At 59.8% G+C, this 16855-nt stretch carries 11 protein-coding genes and 1 other RNA gene; 7 read left to right on the plus strand and 5 right to left on the minus strand.

Annotated elements, in window-relative coordinates:
• The first annotated feature begins 74 nt into the window (after positions 1-74).
• The 3 genes from IEW09_RS02145 to IEW09_RS02155 all read left to right on the plus strand — a co-directional run bounded on the left by IEW09_RS02145 (position 75) and on the right by IEW09_RS02155 (position 5629).
• Positions 75-2624 carry a DUF3536 domain-containing protein gene (locus IEW09_RS02145; RefSeq protein ID WP_188552500.1) on the plus strand — a complete coding sequence of 850 codons (2550 nt, stop codon included), beginning with the start codon at positions 75-77 and terminating at the stop codon, positions 2622-2624.
• 38 nt (positions 2625-2662) lie between these two features.
• Positions 2663-3934 (plus strand): PQQ-dependent sugar dehydrogenase, encoded by a 1272-nt coding sequence (locus IEW09_RS02150; protein ID WP_229739025.1) that lies wholly within the window; start codon positions 2663-2665, stop codon positions 3932-3934.
• A 198-nt stretch (positions 3935-4132) separates the two neighbouring features.
• Positions 4133-5629, plus strand: coding sequence for a hypothetical protein (locus IEW09_RS02155; protein ID WP_188552501.1), 1497 nt, complete (start codon positions 4133-4135; stop codon positions 5627-5629).
• A 200-nt stretch (positions 5630-5829) separates the two neighbouring features.
• On the opposite strand, the gene IEW09_RS02160 is transcribed toward IEW09_RS02155, so the two are convergent.
• On the minus strand, positions 5830-6915 hold the full coding sequence (locus tag IEW09_RS02160; RefSeq protein ID WP_373282784.1) for a Rieske 2Fe-2S domain-containing protein: 1086 nt from the start codon (positions 6913-6915) through the stop codon (positions 5830-5832).
• Positions 6916-7149: 234 nt separating this feature from the next.
• On the opposite strand from IEW09_RS02160, the gene IEW09_RS02165 reads away from it, so the two are divergent.
• Both IEW09_RS02165 and creD read left to right on the plus strand, forming a co-directional pair.
• Positions 7150-9063 (plus strand): ArnT family glycosyltransferase, encoded by a 1914-nt coding sequence (locus IEW09_RS02165; RefSeq protein ID WP_229739026.1) that lies wholly within the window; start codon positions 7150-7152, stop codon positions 9061-9063.
• 84 nt (positions 9064-9147) lie between these two features.
• Positions 9148-10509, plus strand: a complete 1362-nt coding sequence (creD, locus tag IEW09_RS02170; RefSeq protein ID WP_188552502.1) for a cell envelope integrity protein CreD — start codon at positions 9148-9150, stop codon at positions 10507-10509.
• Here the strand turns inward: creD and hpnI are convergent.
• From hpnI to IEW09_RS02185, 3 genes are read right to left on the minus strand one after another with little or no spacing between them, the layout of a single operon-like run.
• Positions 10506-11672: a bacteriohopanetetrol glucosamine biosynthesis glycosyltransferase HpnI gene (gene hpnI, locus IEW09_RS02175; RefSeq protein ID WP_188552503.1), complete on the minus strand. Its 1167-nt coding sequence runs from the start codon at positions 11670-11672 to the stop codon at positions 10506-10508. The two genes, creD and hpnI, sit on opposite strands and share 4 nt — an antisense overlap.
• Positions 11673-11722: 50 nt before the next feature.
• Positions 11723-12976, minus strand: a complete 1254-nt coding sequence (locus tag IEW09_RS02180; protein WP_188552504.1) for an ABC transporter permease — start codon at positions 12974-12976, stop codon at positions 11723-11725.
• Between the two features lie 19 nt (positions 12977-12995).
• The gene (locus IEW09_RS02185; protein WP_188552505.1) at positions 12996-14219 is read right to left on the minus strand and encodes an ABC transporter permease; all 1224 of its coding nucleotides are present in this window, start codon (positions 14217-14219) and stop codon (positions 12996-12998) included.
• Positions 14220-14529: 310 nt separating this feature from the next.
• Between IEW09_RS02185 and rnpB the strand changes: the two genes are divergently transcribed.
• Together rnpB and IEW09_RS02195 are read left to right on the plus strand one after the other, a co-directional pair.
• An RNA gene (gene rnpB / locus IEW09_RS02190) (RNase P RNA component class A) lies at positions 14530-14981 on the plus strand.
• A gap of 111 nt (positions 14982-15092) precedes the next feature.
• A complete protein-coding gene (locus IEW09_RS02195; protein ID WP_188552506.1) occupies positions 15093-15623 on the plus strand; it encodes a hypothetical protein in 531 nt (176 codons plus the stop codon).
• 155 nt (positions 15624-15778) lie between these two features.
• Here IEW09_RS02195 and IEW09_RS02200 read toward each other — a convergent pair whose 3' ends face one another.
• The gene (locus tag IEW09_RS02200) at positions 15779-16738 is read right to left on the minus strand and encodes a VWA domain-containing protein (protein WP_188552507.1); all 960 of its coding nucleotides are present in this window, start codon (positions 16736-16738) and stop codon (positions 15779-15781) included.
• Positions 16739-16855 lie beyond the last annotated feature (117 nt).

The following is a 16855-nucleotide window of genomic DNA, read 5'->3' on the forward strand; positions in this document are numbered from 1 at the left end:
TAACCTGCATGTAACGTCCGGGGCATTTCGCGATTTCCACGTTACCGTGCACCCTTGTTGACATCAAAGCATTTATGGCAAAGACCAAAACCTCCCCCAAGAGCGTCTCGCAGCAGCCTCCGGCTACCGATGGGGACAAGCGTTTCGTCTGTGTTCACGGGCACTTCTACCAGCCGCCACGCGAGAACCCCTGGCTTGAGAGCATCGAGGTGCAGGACTCCGCCGCTCCGTATCACGACTGGAACGACCGCATTACCTCCGAGTGTTACGCGCCCAACGGCGCCTCCCGCATCACCAATAAAAAGGACGAGATCATCCGCATCATGAACAACTATGCGCGGATGAGCTTCAACTTCGGCCCCACCCTGCTGAGCTGGCTCGAAGACAGCGCGCCCCGTACCTATCGCATGATCCTCGACGCCGATAAAGCTAGCGCATCGCGCTACGGCGGCCACGGCTCGGCTATCGCGCAGGTCTACAACCACATCATTATGCCGCTGGCCAACCGGCTCGACGCGCTCACACAGATTCGCTGGGGCATCGCCGACTTCGAACTGCGCTTCGGCCGCAAGCCCGAGGGCATGTGGCTGGCCGAGACCGCCGTCAATCGCAGCGTGCTCGACCTGATGGCGCAAGAGGGCATCAAGTTCACCATCCTCGCGCCGCACCAGTGCGCCCGTGTCCGCCGCAAGGGCGATGCAGCCAATAACGATGGCTGGCTGGGAACACCCGACGCCACGGTCGATCCGCGCCATCCCTACACCATCCCTCTTAATGATGGCCGCAGCATCGCCGTCTTCTTCTACGACGGCCCCAACTCCCGCGCCATCGCCTTTGAAGGTCTGCTCAACAGCGGCGAGGCCTTCGGGCGGCGACTGGTCGAAGAGTTCCGTCCCCCCGCCGCAGGCGTACCCGACACCGCCCAGCTCTCGCACGTCGCCACCGACGGCGAAAGCTACGGCCATCACCACAAGCACGGCGAGATGGCGCTCTCCTATGCCATGCACTGGATTGAGGACGAAAGGCAGGCGTGCCTGACCAACTACGGCGAGTTCCTCGAAAAGTTTCCGCCACAGTGGGAGGCCGAAGTCGTCGAAGACACCTCCTGGAGCTGTCAGCACGGCGTCGAGCGATGGCGCTCCAACTGCGGATGCAACGGCGGCAAACCCGGCTGGAACCAGGAGTGGCGCGCTCCTCTGCGCGAAGCACTCGACTACCTGCGCGATACTACCGCTCCCCTCTCCGAAGAGTTTGCCCGGCCTCTGCTCAACGATCTCTGGGCGGCCCGCGACGCCTACATCCATCTCATCAACAACCGCTCCCGCACCTCCACCGCCAACTTCTTCGAAGCCCATCAAGCCCACGAGCTCAGCGAGGCCGAACGCATCGACGCGCTTGAGCTATTGGAGCTGCAACGCCACACCCAGCTCATGTACACCAGTTGCGGCTGGTTCTTCGACGAGGTCTCCGGCATCGAGACCGTGCAGATCATCGCCTACGCAGGCCGCGTCCTCCAGCTCGCCGCCAAGCTCTTCGGCGAGCGGGGCGCAGCACTCGAAGCCGAGTTCCTCAGCATCCTCGAACGAGCCAAGAGCAACATCCCCGAGATGCAAAACGGCGCCGAGGTCTACCGCCGCTACGTCACCAACATGCGCATCGGCCTCGAAGAGGTCGGCGCCCACTACGCCATCAGCTCTATCTTCCGCTCCTATCCCGAAGACGGCGCGCTCTTCTGCTTCGACGTCCATCGCGACAGCCACGAGATCTTCAACTCCGGTCGAGGCCGCGTCGCCCTGGGCCGCGCCCGCGTCCGCTCCCGCGTCACCGAAGAGAACGAGAACATCTGCTTCGCCGTGCTCCATCTCGGCGATCAGAACCTCTCCGCCGCCATCAAGCCCTACGTTCCCGAGGAGCCGGAGCAGCTCGAAGCCTTCACCCACTTCTCCGCCGAGATCGGCAACGCCATGCGCCGCGCCAATCTTCCCGAGGTCATCCGCCTCATCGACCACTTCTTCGGCAACATGTCCTACTCGCTCACCTCTCTCTTCGCCGACGAGCAGCACCGCATCCTCAACACCATCCTCAACCGCACCCTCTCGGAGATGGAGGACTCCCTCCGCAAGATCTACGAGGACCACGCCTCGCTGCTGCACTTCCTCATCGAATCCGGCATCGCCGCGCCGCCCGCGCTGGCACTTGCCTCCAGCTTCGCCGTCAACGCCAGCCTGCGTCGCGCCATCGAGGCTGATGCCTACGACCCCGTCGAGATCGAACGCCTGCTCAATCGCGCCGAGACCGACCAGATCGAGCTCGATACCCATCTGCTCGGCTATACCGCCGGCCAACGCATGAAGCGCGCCATGATTCGCCTCGAAGCCGAAGCCGCAGGCGACGTCTCTGCCGCAGGCGCCATTCACAGCGCCGTCGCCATCGCCAGCTCGTTGCGCAATATGCCCTTCGACGTCAACTTCTGGCAGGCGCAAAACATCTGGAACGACCTGCTCCGCCGCAGCGACAAGACCTACTGGACAGAGGACTGGAAGGAGAGCTTCAAGCAGCTCGGCGAGGCCATGAACATCTGCGTCGATCAGCTCGTCGTCGAGGCCGGTGTCAGCGCCTTCTAAACGCGCTGGCACCCTTTCTCATCCGGTACCATCTACCCATGCTGAGACTTCGCACGCTCTCCGTGGCCCTTCTGTCCCTCACCGTCGCCGCCCACGCCCAGATCGCCCAGACCGCTCTGAAGCCGCACACCCTCCACCTTGCCAACGGCAAGAGCATCACCCTCTCGCTTCCCGCCAGCTTCGACATCAACGTCGCCTCCCAGGGCATGCACCGCGTCCGCTTCATGGCCAAGTCTCCTGACCACCGCATCTTCGCCACCGACATGAGCTCGCTGGCGGACAACACCGACGGGGCCATCTACATCCTCAACGGCTGGAGCCCCGCAACCCACACCTTCACCTCGCGCACCACCTACCTCAAAGGCTTGCGCAACCCCAACAACGTCGCCTTCTACATCGACCCCTCCGGCCAAATCTGGCTCTACACCGCGCTCACCGACCGCCTCCTCCGCTACAAGTACAAGGCCGGAGACAACGCCCCCACCGGCCCACCCGAAGTCCTCGCCCACTATCCCGACTATGGCCTCAACTACAAATACGGTGGCTGGCACCTCACCCGCACCGTCGCCTTCGCCAACCTGCACGGACGCACCCGCCTCTATGTCACCGTCGGCAGCAGTTGCAACGCCTGCCTCGAAAAAGAGCCCATCCGCGCCTCGCTCTCGGTGATGGACCCAGACGGCAAAGATCAGCAGATCATCGCCCACGGCCTGCGCAACGCCGTCGATATGACCTTCGTTCCCTCCATCGACGACGGCGCTCTCTTCGCCACCAACATGGGCGACGACCACCTCGGCGACCAGGTACCCGAAGACACCTTCTTCGAGATGGACTCCAACCTTCATCCCGTCGCCGCCGACAGCAACTACGGCTGGCCCACCTGCTACTTCGACCACGGCGTCGTCCACCCCGACCCCGTCGTCTCTCACGCCGACCTTAACAAGAGCGTCTTCCCACCCATCGGCACCACGCCGCCACAGTTCGACTGCGCCAAAGTCCCACTGGCCTATACCACCTTCATCGCACACTCCAGCCCGCTCGGCGTAGCCTTCTTCGATAACACAAACCACACCCTCAACAACACCTTCCTCGTAGCCCTGCACGGAGCAGGCAAACCCCACATCGGCACCGGCTACCGCGTAGTCCGCTTCACCCCCAGCTCGCGCCACCCGCGAAACTTCCTGATGGGCTTCCTCGTAAACGGCAAAGTCATTGGACGTCCCTGCGGTATCTTCCAGACCGGCCCCGACTCCTTCCTCCTGACCGACGACGTCAACGGAGTCATCTACTCCATCCACCCTACAAGCTAGAAATTCAGCAGGTCAGCTGCCTTGCCCTTGCAGCTAGGTACAGCGAGGCTTTAGCCTCGCGTCTGAAAACTTGCCGCGAAGCGGCCTCCACTCTGCCGAAGGCCGGGGTGAAGGCGAAGCCGTAACGACTGATCCCCTTCCGTTCGCCCATCCACAATCCCCTTGCCACAGTCCCCAACAAAGTTCTAACCTCGAACAATGTCTTCCCTCGATCGTCGCCGTTTCGTCGCGCTTACCGCCGCAGCCGCCCTGACCCCAAACCTTCGCGCCTTTGCCCAAACCGCTGCAACCGCGAAGCTCACCCTGCACACCGACCAACCCGGCCCCACCGTGCCCGAAGACTTCATCGGTCTCAGTTACGAGATCCAGCAACTCTCCGACCCCAGCTTCTTCGCTCCCTCAAACCACGGCCTCATCGCCCAGTTCCGCGCGCTTGCGCCCCACGGCGTCCTCCGCCTCGGCGGCAACACCTCCGACGTCGGCTGGTGGAAGCCCACGCCCAACTCAAAGCAGCCGCCACTACCCAGCAACGTCATTCTGCGCACCCCTCCGGGTGAACAATCGCCCATGGCCCTCAGCTACGCCGTCACCCCCGAAGCCGTCCGCAACCTGCGCGCCTTCCTCGACGCCACCGACTGGACAACCCTCTTCGGCATCAACCTCGGCACCAGCACCCCTCAGCGCGCCGCCGAAGAGGCCATCTTCGTCGCCAAAACCCTCGGTCCGCGCCTCGAATTCTTCCAGGTCGGCAACGAGCCCGACGGCTTCGGCCGCCGCTTCCGCGACAAGGCCACCTGGACCGCCGACCGCTACTTCGACGAGTGGCTCGCCGCTGCCAATGCCATCCGCGCTGCTGTCCCCGGCGCGAAGTTCGGCCTGCCTGACACCGCCGGCAATCCCCACTGGTCCACCGTCATCGCCGACCGCATCGCCGCGCTGGCCCCGCAGGACCGACCCAACGTCGCCGACGTCACCCACCACTACTACTTCACCGGCCCGCCGAGCAACCCCAAAGCCACCCTCGATCAACTCCTCAAGACCGACCCCCGCGTCGCCAAGGTCGCCGAGACCACCCGCGCCGCCGCCATCAAAGTCGGCGCAAAATATCGCATGACTGAAGGCAATAGCTGCTACCGCGGCGGCAAGCCCGGCTTTTCCGACGTCTTCGGCGCCGCACTCTGGACCGCCGACTACGCGCTCTCGCTCGCCTCCTTCGGCTATGCGGGCATCAACCTCCACGGCGGCAGCGGCAAGGCAGTCGCCGACTCGCTCGGCGGCACACTCCCCGGCGAGCTTCTGATGCCCGACCCCAAGGCCCCGCACCCGCGCCCCTTCTACACCCCCATCGCCGAGATCGACGGCAAGTACGTCGCCGAACCCGTCTACTTCGGCCTGAAGTTCGTCCAGCACTTCGCCGGAGCCACCATGGTCCCCGTCGACTTCGACCCCGGTGCGGTCAACGCCACCGCCTACGCCGCCAAGCTTCCCAACGGACACACACTCATCGCCGTCATCAACAAAGACGCCACCCAATCAACCGAGATCACCCTTCCGGGCCGCAGCAAAGGAACTCTCTATCGCCTCAGCGCCCCCTCGCTCACCGCCCACGAGGCCAACCTCTCCAACGGCGAACGCACAAAGAGCAGCACACTAAACGTTCCCGCAGCCAGCGCCATGATCTTCCTGGAGAACTAAAGAGCAACAAACGCACCCCCTCTTCGCAACAGCAATGGCCCCACAAAGATGGGGCCATTGCATTTGCTGTTGTTGTTGTAGTTGCCGCTAGGTAGAGCGAGGCTTCAGCCTCGCGTCTCAAACAACCGCCGCGAAGCGGCATCCACTCTGCCGAAGGCCGGAGTGAAGGCGAAGCCGCAACGACTGTATCTTGCTGTGCCTCAGCTTCGCCAATGCAATGTAACCGGCCCGGCCAGCGGATGCTCGCCCGTCCCCTTCAATCGCGCCTGCTTCAATGCGAAGTACCACTTCGCAGGCTTGTCGGCGTCATCAATCAGCATCAGCGCCGGATTGAACCGCAACCCCTGTGCCTGCTGCACCATCGTCTCCTGGTCCTGCCGCACAAAGCGCGCTCCAAAAAATGTAGCAATTGAAGTTACAAACGGAACACGATAAAAAACATTCCACGCCGCATACACATCAATCCTGCAAGTCGAAGCCGTCACCGGAGTCACCGTAGTCAGACTCGAAAACCACTTCGCGCCGCAGCGGATCGTCTCATAGCGACGGTTCGGCAGCACAAAATCGATCGTCGTCGTAATCGGCTCGCCATACACGCCCAGCAATTTGTAAGGAGCGCTGTTGCCCGAAGGCGCATGCGCCGACATGCGAAAACCCTGCGGAATCGGCTCGAAATGTTTCGTCTTCTCGTGAATGCTCGCCCGACTGCGCCACCACCACGCCTGATGCACAAACGGCCCATGCGCCGGGTCCATCAACCCGATGATGCCGTGATCGACATTGCAAGGCAGATCAGCCACCAGATGCGCGCTGCGATAACGCTCAGAAAACTTCGGCGTCTCCGGCACCGGCGGCAGCGCATCGCCCACCCGCCCCGTTCCCGGCTCAGGGATGTAGACCCACGCATAGCCATCGCGCTCCTCGCAGGGAAAGGAGTTGGCAAAAATCTTCGTCGCGTCCAGAACATCATGCCCGGTCAGCGAAGGAATCTCCGCACACTGCCCGCTGCACGGCTCAAAGCGCCAGCCATGATATTTGCACTGCACCGTCTCGCCATCGAACCACCCCGCCGAAAGCGGAATGCCGCGGTGCGGACAAAGATCGCGCATGGCAAATATTTTGCCGTCGTTCCTGCGCCCCATCAGCAAGGGAATGCCCAGCAGCATCGCCGTCTTCGTCTTGCCCTTGCGCAGCTCATCGGCGCGCAGGGCCGGATACCACTCGCCGAAGATAAGCTCCGTAGGCGGCGGCGCGGCACTTCCAACTTGAACCAGATCACTCATCATGCAGTCAGCCTGAGTCTACGACAAATCAAGTCAAACCGACTCGTCCGCACGTATCAACTCCACTCATCCTGCAACAACAGTACGTCATCTCGACCGAAGCGAACGCGGGGTCCCCAGCGAGCGCGCTTTTCGCTCATTGGGGTGCAAGCGCAGTGGAGAGACCCCTGTATTTCGCTTTTGCCGTTGTGTCCCCCAAAATCAACCCATTCCACCCGTCACAAATACACTAAATACGTGCCTCAGCCTATCGACAACGCGCCAGCCCCATCTGCTCTCCACCGCAACCGCGTCATTCTCATCGCGCTCTGGCTCTTCTTCTACGCCAGCTTCACGCTGCTGACGCCGCCGCTGCTCGATGACGCCGATTCTGTCCACTCCGAGGTAGCCCGCGAGATGCTCGTCCGCCACGACTGGGTCACGCTCTACGCCAACGGTATCCGCTATCTCGAAAAAGCGCCCCTGCTCTATTGGAGCATCGCCGCCAGCTTCAAGCTCTTCGGTGTCCACACCGCATCCGCACGGCTGCCGCTCGCCCTCACCGTTCTCGCACTCGCCCTGGCAATGGAGAGCTTCGGCCGTCGCGCCTTCGGCTCCGCTCGCGCAGGCTTATATTCAGCGCTCATCCTGCTCTCGAGCTTCGGCATCTTCATCTTCACCCGCATCACCATTCCCGACGTCGCCGTCTGCCTCTGGCTGACGCTGGGAATGCTCTGCTACTGGCTGACCGAGCAACAGGAACATCCGAGTCCGCTCTTATGCTGGGGCTTCGCCGCCTGCTGCGCCCTCGATGTCCTCACCAAGGGACTCATCGGCATCGTCTTCCCTATGCTCATCGTGCTGGCACATCTGCTGCTCACCCGCGGCGTTCGCAGAAGCATCACTCGCATCCGCCAGCTCTTTCCACTATCAAGCATTATCCTCTTCCTCGCCATCGCAGTTCCATGGCATGTCCTCATCGCGCTGGCGAACCCGACGCAAGGCCATCCCGGAAACCTTAGCTTCAGCCACGGCCACTGGACAGTTCCCGGTCCCACCGACGGCAACGTCCATGGCTGGCTCTGGTTCTACTTCGTCAACGAGCAGGTGCTCCGCTACCTCAACCTCCGCGTCCCGCGCGACTACGACACTGTTCCCCTCGCACTCTTCTGGGGCCTGCTGCTCATCTGGCTGATGCCGTGGAGCGCCTACGTCTTCAAAGCTATCGCCAGCGTTCCCTGGATGAAGTCGCTGCGCCGTCAGACACTCGACGCCTCGCAAAGCACGCTCCTTCTGCTCGGAATCTGGGCTGCGCTGCCCATGCTCTTCTTCAGCTTCTCCACGCGGCAGGAGTACTACGTTCTTCCCACTCTGCCCGCGCTGACCCTGCTGATCGCCGCGTGGCTAGCCAAAGAAGCCGACGAAACAGAGTCCTTTTCCGTTCCCAACCGCCTCGCCATCGCGGGACAGCGCATCTCGGTCGTCCTTCTCATCCTCGGCTCCATCGCCGCGCTGGCAGCAGGGTTCTTCATCCTCCACTCGCAACCGCCCAGCCCCAACACCGACCTCGCTACCATGCTGCGGCAGAACCCCGGCGACTACGCGCTCTCCTTCGGCCACTTCCTCGATCTCGATACGCGAGCGATGGGAGCGTTCCGCACACCACTTATCATCACCGCCATCGCGCTCTTCGGCGGAACGTTGCTGAACTGGTTGCTGCGCCTCAAGTACAAGCCTCACGCCGCCAACCTATGGCTCGCCGCCGGAGCCTTCGGCTTTCTGCTGGCCGCACACCTTGGCCTGCAGATCTTCTCTCCTATCCTTACGTCCTACAATCTCGCTGAAGCTATCGCACCGCAGCTCAAGCCCGACGACATGATCGTCATCAACGGAGAGTACGAGAGCGGAAGCACGCTCGGCTTCTACCTCCAGCGCAACAACATCCACATACTCAACGGACGCAGCTCGAACCTCTGGTACGGCTCCTTCTTCCCCGATGCTCCGCCAATCTTCGAAGACAACAACTCAATCCGCCTCAAATGGACAGGCGTGCGCCGCGTCTTCCTCTGGCAGAGCCTCGACGATCCGCTACCATCGCTGCCCACCAAGGCATACTTCATCGCCCAAAGCGGAGGCAAAGAGATCGTGAGCAATCAAGCCAGCACTTATTAGTTTTTTGGTGATTGTTTTTGCCAAAATACCTGTATCTTGTTGGAACCCAAACAATCATGAACCAACAAGGGGACAGACGCTGCAATGAATAAGATGGTTTTCATCAAGATGCTGGTCGTTTCCGTCCTTACCGGCATCATCCTTATTGCACTCGCAGCCGTCTATGGCATTCTCGTCAGCCGTGAGAGCTATCGGGAAGATGCCGTCAAAAGTATCTCCGACAGCTATGCCGGTTCCCAGCAATTGATAGGGCCGATCTTGGTGCAACCTTATACGCAAACCGTCGACGACGTAGCCATCGGCGACAAAGGGGAGCGTCGCGTCACCTCGCACAAGGTCGAAAGCAGCTATCTGATCTTTCCGAGTTCTCTGAACATTCACGGTGCTGTGCGGCCAAGCGAACGGCATCATGGCCTCTACAAAGTCACCGTGTATGAACTTGAAAGCCATATCGACGGCACCTTCAGAATCCCTGCGTCTGGGCTTACCGGCCAGATTACATACGGAGTTCCTTACCTCGCGCTGAGGCTCAGCGACGTTCGAGGCATCGTTGGCAGCCCCACATTGTCAGCGAACGATAAGCAACTTCAAATCACGAGCGTCGCCAACGATAGCGCTGGGAGTTGGAAGCCCAATCTTCAGGCATTACTCTCTGGCACTCCAGGGGGCGTTCCGTCCAGTCTCAACTTCGCCATCGATCTCACGGTAGCTGGCACTCAGCAACTCTCTCTTGCTCCCGTAGCTACAACCAACCGCTTCGAGCTGACCTCTGCATGGCCTACTCCACTTTTCGACGGCAAGTTTCTGCCTCGCACTCGCGAAGTGACCGGCAAGGGATTTCACGCCGTCTGGGAGATCTCGTCTCTCGCTGCCGCGACGCAAAGCCAGATGACAACTCAAAATACTGCGGGCATCGACTCCATTGGCGTAAAACTTCTCAATCCGATTGATCCCTACAAGCTCTCCGACCGGGCGGTGAAGTATGGCGTGCTCTTCGTCCTGCTCACCTTTGGAGGATTCTTCCTCTTTGAGATCGTCAAGCGCCTGCCTATTCATCCGGTCCAATATCTATTGGTCGGCTTCGGACTTACCCTCTTCTTCCTTCTGCTCATTAGCCTCAGCGAACATATTGCATTCGCAGCCGCTTATCTTATCGCCAGTGCAGCCTGTATTGGACTTCTTACTTATTACCTGTGTTTCGTTCTTCGTAGCGTAGTCTATGGAGCCTGGTTCGGTTCGATGCTGACCGTTCTTTATGCAGCCATCTATGGTCTTCTCATCTCGGAGGACAATGCGCTGCTGCTCGGTTCGATGCTGCTCTTCGTTCTGCTCGCCGGAATCATGATCGCCACTCGCAAAGTCGACTGGTACCGAGGGAGCGCAGAGCTGATGACCGTCAAAGCAGCACAGAGCACTGTGCCACCGCCGCCACACCCAGAGGACTAAGCCCGCGTAATTCGCCCATTACGCAGATGAAACCGTTCGCCGCGCCACACCACCGTGTCATCGGCAAAGCTCCACGCCCAAAAATAGAGGCCGAAGAAGTCCCGCAATGGAAGCAGCCATAGATCACGCAGCACCTGTTCATCGCGCAGAATGCCGACGCCGACCGAGAGCGCCACTGCAACCCGCGCCAGCACCACTACACTCAGCAACGAGAAACTCCATAACGCGAACCCGCTGGCAACGCAGGTCATCAGCGCCCACGGCAGAGCGTAGGTAATCCCCAGACCAACGTAGCCCAGCTTGCGCGAGTCGCGAGTCGACCGCGCCCAACGTAGTTGATGGTCACAAAAGCCGCGAAAGTTATACGCCGGAACCGTCGTTTCGACGACCTCATTACAAAGCTCCACACGATAGCCAGCGGCAGCGATGCGTTCGCCCATCTCGTAGTCGTCGGCAAGATACTCCGTCAACGGCTCAAGGCCACCCGCCTTTGCCAGCGCCGTCTTGCTCATCGCCAGCGTCGAGCCCAGACCAAACCGAATGCCATGCTCAAGCTTGCGTGCCGTCAGCACTCCCGGCAAAAAATCCGTCGAGATGCCCAGCGCCTCCAGCCGCGCCCACAGCGTCCGTCCGCTCGCGCTCTCGGCCGTGCGGCCGATATACGGAGCTGTCACCATGCCCACCGACGCATCCGCAAAGCACGCCATCACGCGAGTCAGGTACAGCAGCGAGACATAGATATCGCTGTCGTTGATCAGCACATGCTCGTACCGCGCCTCGCGCAGCATCTGCACCAGATTGCTGACTTTGCCTGAAGTTCCCAGCCGCTCGCGACACTCCACCAGGCGAATGGCGCGGTCGGGAAACTCCGCCTGCAACCGCCGTATCTCGGCGACAGCCGGATCGTCCATGCTGCCGACACCGAAGATGATCTCGAAGTTGCCCGCGTACTGCTGGCGGCAGTGGCTGACCAGCCCGGCATACATCCGCGGATCGACACCCTTCACCGGCTTCAGAATGCTGACATCAGGAGCAAACCCCTCCGTCTTTGGACGCCGCATCCAGTAATGCCCAAAGTCCCGTGCTCCCCACAATGCCAGCAGAAGATACGCCAACCCGGCAAGCGTCAACAGTATAGTGATCGCCTCAATCGCTGTGGCCATTAATTTAGTCTAACGAACCTCAGCGCAGAACCGCAGATCGCGTCCGTTGCCTACTCGTACCGCAGCGCCTCAATCGGATTCAAGTTCGCAGCCTTCCATGCCGGATAGATTCCGAACACCAACCCGATCCCGCACGAACTTAAAAACGCCACCAGCATCCACACCGCCGACAGCGCCGCCGGAAACAAAATGGATACGCCCAACGCAAGAGCGCTTCCCATGCAGAGGCCGATAATTCCTCCCACTGCGCACAGCGTCATCGCCTCCAGCGTGAACTGCGTCAGAATCGTCTGCTTGGTCGCTCCTATCGCCTTACGTATGCCGATCTCTCGCGTTCGCTCGGTCACGCTTACCAGCATGATGTTCATGACGCCGACACCACCCACCAGCAGCGCCACGCTTGACAGGGCAACCAGCAGCAGAAAAAGTCCACTGGTAATGTTGTTCCACAATCGTGTCAGCGAGTCAGTGCCGAAGATGGCGAAGTTATCCGGCGCAGCGTTGGCTACCTTTCGCCGTCGTCGCAGCAACTCAGTCAGCTCATCTTCCACCAGCGAGCGGTTCTTAGGATCGTCGTACTTCAGCGTGATCCAGTAGTCCAACTGCTCCGGATGCATGTAGTGGAACGTCGTAATCGGAAAATACGCATGGTTGTCCTGCGGATTCTTTCCTCCGCCAAACGCCTGCTTCTGCTTGTCCAGCACACCGACGACGGTAAAGACCATTCCTGCCGCCTGCACCTCTTTGCCTATCGCGCTCTGGTCGGGAAACAGTTCATCCGCGGTGTCGCTGCCCAGCACCGTCACCTTGGCCGCACGCTCCTGATCCCCCTCATTGAAGAAGCGGCCCTCGCGCATGTCCAGCTCGCTCACATCCTTCTGCGCCGGAGTATCGCCCTCAAGAATAGTGCCCTGCATCGTTTTGCCGCCGCCCTTGATGGCTGTAACGCCGGCGCGGCTAGGATCGGTATTGTCGGTGTACTGCAACGCGGGCGATACCGCCACCACATGCGGCAGCTCACGCATCGCCATGGCATCGTCGTAGGTTAGCTGCTTGCGGGTCAACATCTCGGTTGTGGGACGCTGACCGAACACCGGGAAACGAAAGACAAAAAGAACGTTCGAACCCAGCGACTTCACCAGGTCTTCAACCCTGCTGTTGAGCCCATTCACGACCGACGAGATGATAATCACCGTCATGACGCCAATGACGATTCCAAGAATCGTCAGACCGCTGCGCAGTTTATTCGTGCGCAGCGTGTCCAATGCCATCACTACCGTTTCCTTGACATCGCCAATCCGCATAAAACTTGCCTTCCAATTCCTAATCAGCCCGTAAAGCCACTATCGGATCTAACTGCGCAGCCTTTCGCGCCGGATATACCCCGAAAAAGATGCCCGTCGACGTCGCCATAAACAAGCCCGCAAGCACGCTCCAAAATGCGATGGTAGAGGGAAATCCGGCAACGACCGTAATGACCTGCGCCACAATAATGCCGCCAATTACGCCGAAGGCTCCGCCGACCAAGGCCATCGTTCCCGACTCGATCAAAAACTGCATCAGAATGTCTTTCGGTCGTGCACCCAGAGCCTTTCGTATCCCAATCTCACGGGTTCGCTCGGTGACACTTACCAGCATGATGTTCATAATCACAATGCCGCCCACCACCAGCGAAATAAGCGCAATAGCCCCCGCAACCGCACCGAATGACTTCGTGACCGTGCTGAAGAACCCGACCAGCGTATTGTTCGTATCCAGCTCAAAGGAGTCCGGCGCTCCCGGCGCGTCGTGCCGCTGCGACCGCATCAGCACCCGCACCTCGTCGGCAGCATCATCCAGCACCTGCCCCGCCGAGCCGGCCTTTACATAAATGGTCACCGTCTTCTGCGTCCCGTAGTTCCTCTGGTACGCCGTCAGCGGCACGCCCACCCAGTTGTCCTGGCTCTGGCCAAAGGTGCTGCCCTGCTTCTCGCTGATGCCGATGATCGTATACGGCGTGCCATCGACGCGCAGCTCCTGCCCCAGCGGATTCTGGCCGGGAAACAGGTGGTCCTGAATATCCGTTCCGATGATAGCGACGTGAGATGCACGTTCCTCGTCCGCTTCGGTAAACCCGCGCCCCTGTTCGATGTTCAGGTTCTGCAGCGAAGGCATCTGCCACGTATAGCCGCGAATCTGCGTGTCTGTCACCGACTGCGTTCCGCGCACAATCGTGCCTGTGGTCGACTGCTGCGCTCCAATGCCGACGCAGCGTTTGCAGTTGTCTCTTACATAAAGAAAGTCGGAGTAAAGAACGTTCTTGCGCTTCTGAAACCGCTGATAGTCCTCGGAACTGGTGATAATCTGCGGCATCTTCGACACCGTAAAGACATCGGCCCCATAGCTTGAAAACTTCGTCGTGACATAGGTGTTCGCGCCATTGACCAGCGTAACCACGGCGATGACGCTTGCCACGCCGATCACGACGCCCAGCAGCGTCAGAATCGACCGGAGCTTATTGGCCCACAGTGACTGCAACGCGATTTTGACGGCCTCTTTAAATTCCATCGATATCCGTTCCGGGGGTTCCGATTGAGACTACCAGCCCCGCGAGAGCAAAGCGAGAGGTCCCGGCAATGTCTTATACGAAAAGAAGTTGCAGTTAGTTCGCCGCCTAAACTCATCCCTACGACAAAAGCGCGTCCTCCCGCCCAAAGGCGGGTGCCCCATGTCCCGCTTTTGGACATGGGTTGAATCACCACAAACTACGTCATCTCGACCGGAGGCGGCGCTTTGTCGCCGAAGCGGAGAGACCCCTGTATTCGCTTTGCCGTTGCTACCCAAAGAGATCCCCCTTAAATGCGGTACACTCAACCTTGCAGGCGGCTGGATGATCGCTGCCGTCCGCGCCGCAAGGTGTCGGACGGGGGAGGAAAGTCCGAACTCCGCAGGGCAGTGTGCCGGATAACGTCCGGGACGGCCGCTTCAAGGCGGCTGGACGGCAAGTGCAACAGAGAACATACCGCCCGCCCTGCGCAAGCGGGGAAGGTAAGGGTGAAAAGGTGCGGTAAGAGCGCACCGCGCGGCCAGTAATGGACGCGGCAGGGTAAACCCCACACGGAGCAAGACCAAATAGGCAGGGATCGCACCGCTCCTCTTCAGGCGGGCGAGCGTATCGGCCCGATGCGCCCAGGCGAAGAGACCGGCGGCGAGCGAAAGCTCAATGCCAGAGCCAAAACCTGCGGGTAGGTTGCTGGAGCGGCTCAGTAATGTGCCGCCTAGAGGAATGATCGTCTAAAACAAAATTCGGCTTACGGGCCGTCTGCAAACCTCATGGCCCCGACCGTCTCAAAAGACGCCGGGGCCACTCCCTTCAATAAGAGCTTTGATAGCATTGCTCTTTGTCGCTCGAAATCTGACCTGTTCAAAGCGAGAATTTCGGTGCCAATTCCAGCCATCGCACATCGCGCCACTCCCACAGGGCTCCGTCGGCTCTTTCTCGGCCTTATCTGCGGCGCAATGCTGTCCGCAAGCAGTTCATCAGCTCAAACAACTGAGAACGGCTTCGCCTTCGACGTCCGCATCTCTCTTTCGGCAAAAGCAGCAGCAAAACTTGCTGCTCTCTCCGAAGGCATCATCGTGTCCGCAAGTTACTCTGGCACTCCCACTCCTTCTGCGGCAAAACATGCCGATGAGATCGGCCAGATCGACCTTGGTCGCGAAGAGATCGAAATGCAAGGCCACGCTGGAACAGTCCACGTCACCGGCGCAAAGGTCAATCAAAAGCACCTTCCATGGATCGAAGGCCCCGTCTTACTTAACATCAATGTGTATTCAGCCCGGCACAGTGGCCAGGATAATATTCTGGCCTGCGACTTCTTCGACGGAGAGCTGCGCAACGCTGCTCGCCAGCCCGTCTCGCTCCACTGCTCTTTGATAGCTGAACACATCGACACAAGACATAAGCAGTAAGTTACTGCTGACGCAACCGACCGAAGACGGGTGCCCCATGTCCCGCCTTTGGGACATGGGTGGAACTACCATCACGTCACCCCAAAGCCACGTCATCTCGACCGGAGCGCAGCGAAGTGGAGAGATCCCTGTATTTCGCCTTTCCTGAGCTGCGATCAATGCATCGGCGCATAGTAGCCGGAACGAACCGTAAGCTTCTCCACCCGATCCGGCATCATCAGCATGATGCGGTGAAACGAGCCATCGTGCTTCACCTCTGGCGGCGTGTAGATAAGCCGATACTGATTACGAAGATCCGTCTCAATCGTACGCAGATCGTCGTACCTCTCCGCCGGAGAATCATCGTCATGGAAGACCCGGCCACCAGTCTGGAGCGCCAACTGAGTCAACGTCCTCGATCCATCCGAGCCAGCCTCGGCATCCTCCGCATGAAAGGCGTAGATGGCCGTATTAACGCTCTGGCACATCGCAACCGCCTGCTTCAGTGAAACCCGGCTGCTGTCGTCCTCGCCATCGGAGAAGAGCATGATGAAGTTGGCGCTGGCCGCATGATTAATCTTGCCAAACTCATAATGGCACGTCGCATAAATCGTATCGAAGAGGGCCGTCGTACTCCCCAGCAGGCTCACCTCGTTCGCCGTGGCCCCGCCGATAGCTTTAGCCAGTACAGCGGGATCACTGGTCCACGACTGCAATATCTGCGACCGTGTACCGAAGTCAACGACAAAGGCCTGGTCCGTCTGCTGCCGCAGCAACGATTGAGCATATCTGCTCGAGATCGCCCGAACAGCGGCAAGATGATCGAGCATCGAGTAGCTTGTATCCACCAGAATCGCGGCGCGGATGGGATAGTCCCGCAACAGCTCGAACGCGAGAATCTTCCTCGGTGGCCGACCTTTATCCAGAAGACTCAGCTCACTCAGCTTCAAGTCATTGACAGGAAGACCGTGAACATCTTCCGCGTGAAAGTTGAGAATGACTTCATCGACAGCAACGTTGAGGTTATAACTCGCCGCCGTCTGAGCTGTAACAGTCTCTGTCTGCGAATCGGTGCGCCGCGCCTGTGCAAAGAACGGAAAGACCAACAGCCCGCAGATAATCACAGACAATCTCATCGTCGGCGCATTCTGCCATCTCAACAACCACAATGATTAGACAGGATTACCAGAATCCTGTCTCTCCTTTATCGCCCTCGAAGATTCGTACCGCTCCATACAGGCATGGCCGAAATC

Source organism: Edaphobacter dinghuensis (genome assembly GCF_014640335.1).
GTDB classification, from domain to species: Bacteria; Acidobacteriota; Terriglobia; order Terriglobales; family Acidobacteriaceae; genus Edaphobacter; species Edaphobacter dinghuensis.